The organism is Bacteroidota bacterium, from assembly GCA_018831055.1.
GTDB lineage: Bacteria > Bacteroidota > Bacteroidia > Bacteroidales > B18-G4 > M55B132.
Genome location: JAHJRE010000140.1, coordinates 1 through 4183 on the forward strand (window position 1 = coordinate 1; position 4183 = coordinate 4183).

Annotated in this window: 6 protein-coding genes; 3 read left to right on the forward strand and 3 right to left on the reverse strand. The window is 43.1% G+C overall.

Annotation, left to right across the window (positions count from 1 at the left end):
* Positions 1–237: 237 nt before the first annotated feature.
* Positions 238–645 (forward strand): virulence RhuM family protein, encoded by a 408-nt coding sequence (locus tag KKA81_09135; GenBank protein MBU2651085.1) that lies wholly within the window; start codon positions 238–240, stop codon positions 643–645.
* A 39-nt stretch (positions 646–684) separates the two neighbouring features.
* On the opposite strand, the gene KKA81_09140 is transcribed toward KKA81_09135, so the two are convergent.
* The 3 genes from KKA81_09140 to KKA81_09150 are packed head-to-tail and all read right to left on the reverse strand — an operon-like array spanning position 685 to position 2909.
* Positions 685–1650: a YihY/virulence factor BrkB family protein gene (locus KKA81_09140; GenBank protein ID MBU2651086.1), complete on the reverse strand. Its 966-nt coding sequence runs from the start codon at positions 1648–1650 to the stop codon at positions 685–687.
* 8 nt (positions 1651–1658) lie between these two features.
* Positions 1659–2495 carry a carboxylating nicotinate-nucleotide diphosphorylase gene (nadC, locus tag KKA81_09145; GenBank protein ID MBU2651087.1) on the reverse strand — a complete coding sequence of 279 codons (837 nt, stop codon included), beginning with the start codon at positions 2493–2495 and terminating at the stop codon, positions 1659–1661.
* 21 nt (positions 2496–2516) lie between these two features.
* The gene (locus tag KKA81_09150) at positions 2517–2909 is read right to left on the reverse strand and encodes a DUF4783 domain-containing protein (GenBank protein MBU2651088.1); all 393 of its coding nucleotides are present in this window, start codon (positions 2907–2909) and stop codon (positions 2517–2519) included.
* Between the two features lie 89 nt (positions 2910–2998).
* Here KKA81_09150 and KKA81_09155 point away from each other — a divergent pair, with 89 nt between their 5' ends.
* Entirely contained in the window at positions 2999–3703 is a 705-nt protein-coding gene (locus KKA81_09155; GenBank protein MBU2651089.1) for an SDR family oxidoreductase, read from the forward strand.
* An 11-nt stretch (positions 3704–3714) separates the two neighbouring features.
* Positions 3715–4137 carry a SoxR reducing system RseC family protein gene (locus KKA81_09160; GenBank protein ID MBU2651090.1) on the forward strand — a complete coding sequence of 141 codons (423 nt, stop codon included), beginning with the start codon at positions 3715–3717 and terminating at the stop codon, positions 4135–4137.
* The last annotated feature ends 46 nt before the right edge of the window (positions 4138–4183 follow it).

Genomic DNA, 4183 nt, shown 5'->3' on the forward strand with positions numbered 1-4183 from the left:
CAACAAAAAAATAATAGCCACAAATACACGAATGAAAAGCGAGTATTCGTGCATTCGTGGCAACAAAAAAATAATAGCCACAAATACACGAATGAAAAGCGAATATTCGTGCATTCATCGCAACAAAAAATAATGGCCACAAATACACGAATGAAAAGCGAGTATTCGTGCATTCGTGGCAACAAAAAACAATAGCCACGAATTCACAAATGGATTCATGAATAATAGAGATATAAAATGGAAAATAATCAATCGGCTTTTATATTATTCAAAACCGAAGATGATAAAATTTCGGTAGATGTTCGGTTTGAAGACGAAACAGTATGGCTTTCGCAGGAGCAAATGGCAACATTGTTTGGCAAAGGTAGAAGCACAATTACCGAACACATTCAAAACATATTTAAAGAAGGTGAGTTAAGCGAAGAATTGGTATGTCGGAATTTCCGACTAACCACTCAACACGGTGCTATTGAGGGGAAAACGCAGGAAGTTTCGGTAAAGTTATACAATCTCGATGTAATCATTTCAGTAGGTTACAGGGTAAAATCCCTGCGAGGAACCCAGTTCCGTATTTGGGCAACCAAAAGGCTGAACGAGTATATGTTTATTCCGGCCAACCTGACTCCTTCTTCCGGTATTGCTTAATATTTCCCAAAAACGATTTGATAGCAATTCACAACCAACTTACTCCGAACCATCATCCCCCGGATACTCCCTCGCATTATTATTCAGTTTCGCATCGTGTATACTTGCATTCAGCTCAAAACCGATCAGCAGGGCTATGGCGTTCAGGTTGATCCATAACATCAGGATGAGCAGGGTGCCTAAGGAACCGTAAAGCTTGTTGTACTGGGAAAAATTGTCGATATAGAAATTAAATCCCATCATGAAGATCAGGGCAAGCAGGGTGGCAAGGGTCGATCCTGCTGTTGCAAACCGGAATGTTCCTTTATTCGCCGGAGCCAGGTAGTAGATCAACGAGATCAGGACAAACAGCATCAGCAGGATTATCAGCCATTTGCTGAAACTGATGGTGAACCCTGTGAATGAATTTTGCCACAGCCCTTTAACTTCTAAATATTGCGACAGATACGAGGCAAATATCAGGAGGGTTGCGGATAATACAACTATAATAAAGATCACAATCACCAGTACAATGGATATAACCGTAAGCTGCAGTGTTGACCTCGTTTCAATGGCATGGGAAGTACGGTTAAATGCCTTCATAATTCCCATCACTCCGTTGGAAGCGAAGTAAATGGCCATAAAAAATCCTATCGACAAAAGGCTTGTCCTTTGTATGCTGACCAGATCCTGGATGGTGCTTTCCACGGTTTTAAAAGCATTTTCAGGCAGGATTTCTGATAAGGTTTCCATGATGGTTCCATGAAGGTTGTCGATGGGAATGTATGGAATCAAGGAAAAGAAGAAAATAATAGCCGGGAAGATGGCCAGCATGAAGGTAAAGGATAAGGAATTAGCTCTCGAGGTCAGCGAACTTTGCCGTATTCCCTTAAAAAAAAAGACCAGTGCATCGTACAAGGGAATGCCTTCAAATCCCGGCAGGATGATCCTTCTGGCATTTCGTATAAAAAAGTGCTGCCATTTGAGTACGGTTTTGTTCCGGTAAATCTTTTTTAAACTGATCATATTCCGTGTCAGGTTACTGCTTTCAGGCTCATATCGAGGCTTTTGATCTGATGTGTGAGTGCTCCCACGGAAATAAAATCTACTCCGGTCTCTGCATACTCGCGGATGTTGATTTCTTTAATCCCTCCCGATGCTTCGGTCTCATAACGCTTCCCTATCATTTCAACGGCGTTCCTGAGGCCGGCCGGTGAGAAGTTATCGAGCATAATGCGGTCAATCTTACCATGATCCAGTACTTCCTGCAATTCATTGAAATTCCTGACTTCAATCTCTATCCTGAGGTCGAGGTTCTTCCTTTTAAGGTAATCCCGGGCGGCATCTATAGCCCGACTGATCCCTCCGGCAAAATCCACGTGGTTGTCTTTGATCATGACCATGTCGTACAGTCCCATCCGGTGATTGTGCCCTCCTCCGGTTCTTACAGCTTCCTTTTCAAGTATCCTGAGGTTGGGGGTTGTTTTACGGGTATCCAGGATGATGGCTCCCGTTCCTTTGATCTTATCTGCCAGGAAGCGCGTATAAGTAGCGATCCCGCTCATTCTTTGCATGAAATTAAGGGCTAACCGCTCTCCGGCAAGAATGGAGACCGAACGACCTTCTACCTCGAAGGCTATATTGCCGGGAAAAACCCGGCTGCCATCAGGGATGTATTCCTTAAATACAATATCCGCGTCCACAGCCCGGAATACCTTACGGGCCACATCAACCCCGCTGAGTATACCTTCTTCTTTGATGACCAGTGCCGCCATCCCTCTCGCATCAGAAGGTATGATCGACAAAGAAGTGTGATCCCCATCCCCGATATCTTCCCGGATGGCCTTTTCAATGATCTCTTCAACACTCATTCCCGGCATATAAAACCCTCTTTATTGTTCTTCAAACTGAATTTGTACGATCCGGAACTGTCCGTCGAACTTTTTTAACAGGAAATAGGTACGGTAATTCGTAGCGCCGGTGGTAAGGTAAGTACCGATGATGTAAACCGATCCGTCTTTGGATGAGCCTTCATGATTCCTGGTGTACGAAGAAGGAGGATTTTTATCGAAAAAATCTTTCAGGATCTGTATGGCCTGGTTTTTGCTCACCGCATTATTGATCCCGGGTGTGTTCAGATCAACAGTTACATGCAGGTGCTCTGTCATCTTACTTGCATCCCCGGCTTTCAGGGCAGCCGAGATGTCACTCTTTACGGCATCCTGGCTGAAACAATTTATCGACAGAAACAACAGTCCTGCAAGGATAAAGTAGCTTTTATTCATCTTAGGTTTTTTATAAACTACACAAAATACGGGCCATAGTATGAACAAAGATAAGAAAAATAGCTAATTTGGCTTTAAATTTCCCGGTCATGAACATTATAGTCACAGGAGCAAGCAGGGGCATGGGTTTTGAGATGGTTAAAAAGTTTGCCGCCAACGGAAACCATAACATTTTCGCGGTCTCCAGAAACCTGAAAGCCTTGCATGAACTGGAAGGTTTGTGTAAGAAAGTTAATGAGAATGCCAGAGTCATTGCCATCGGCTTTGATGTCGCAACAGGAGATTATGAGCGTCAATTGCTGGGACCTGTTTTGAACAGATGTGAAAGCATTGAGATCATGGTCAACAATGCAGGATTCCTGATAAACAAGCCTTTTATCGAGATTTCTGATCCTGAATTCGACAGGGTTTTTGCAGTAAATGTGAAAGCTCCCTTCAGGATGGTAAAGACTTTCTTTCCTTACTTTTCTTCCGGGGCACATATTGTCAATATCGGCAGCATGGGAGGATTTCAGGGCAGTATGAAGTTTCCGGGATTATCGGCTTACAGCGCCAGTAAGGGTGCTGTTGCCATACTCACTGAATCCCTTGCCGAAGAGCTCAAAGATCATGGTATCTCTGTAAATTGCCTTGCCCTTGGTTCGGCTCAGACTGAAATGCTGAAAGAGGCTTTCCCTAATTATGAGGCTCCTGTTACCGCCGAACAAATGGCTGATTTTATTACCCATTTTGCATTGAATGGAAATAAATTCTTTAATGGAAAAATTTTGCCTGTCGCAGTGTCAATACCTTAGTTCTGAAAATCATGGACGACAAAGGAATTAGTATTACCCATCCGGGGACGGTGGTGGAGGTAACAGCGGAACAGATTAAAGTCAGGATCCTTGCCCAATCGGCTTGTGTGTCATGCCATGCCAAAGGAATGTGCAGTGTCGCCGACATGGAAGAAAAAATCGTTGATGTTCAAAAACCTTCGGGACTGGAGCTAAAGCCGGGAGATAAGGTTACTTTGTTCATCAAACAATCCAAAGGGAACCTGGCTGTTTTCTATGCATATCTGCTGCCTTTCCTTGTTTTTTTTGCTATTCTCCTCATTATGTCTTTTATTCAGGAAAATGAAGGGCTTTCTGCTATCGTTGCTCTTGTTTCCCTGATACCGTATTACTTTATCCTGTATCTTCAAAAAGACAAGTTTAGAAAGAGGTTCGTCTTTTATGTTAAGGAGTGAAATATTCTTTCTTTAATGTTTATTCGTGCATTCGTGGCATTTTTTA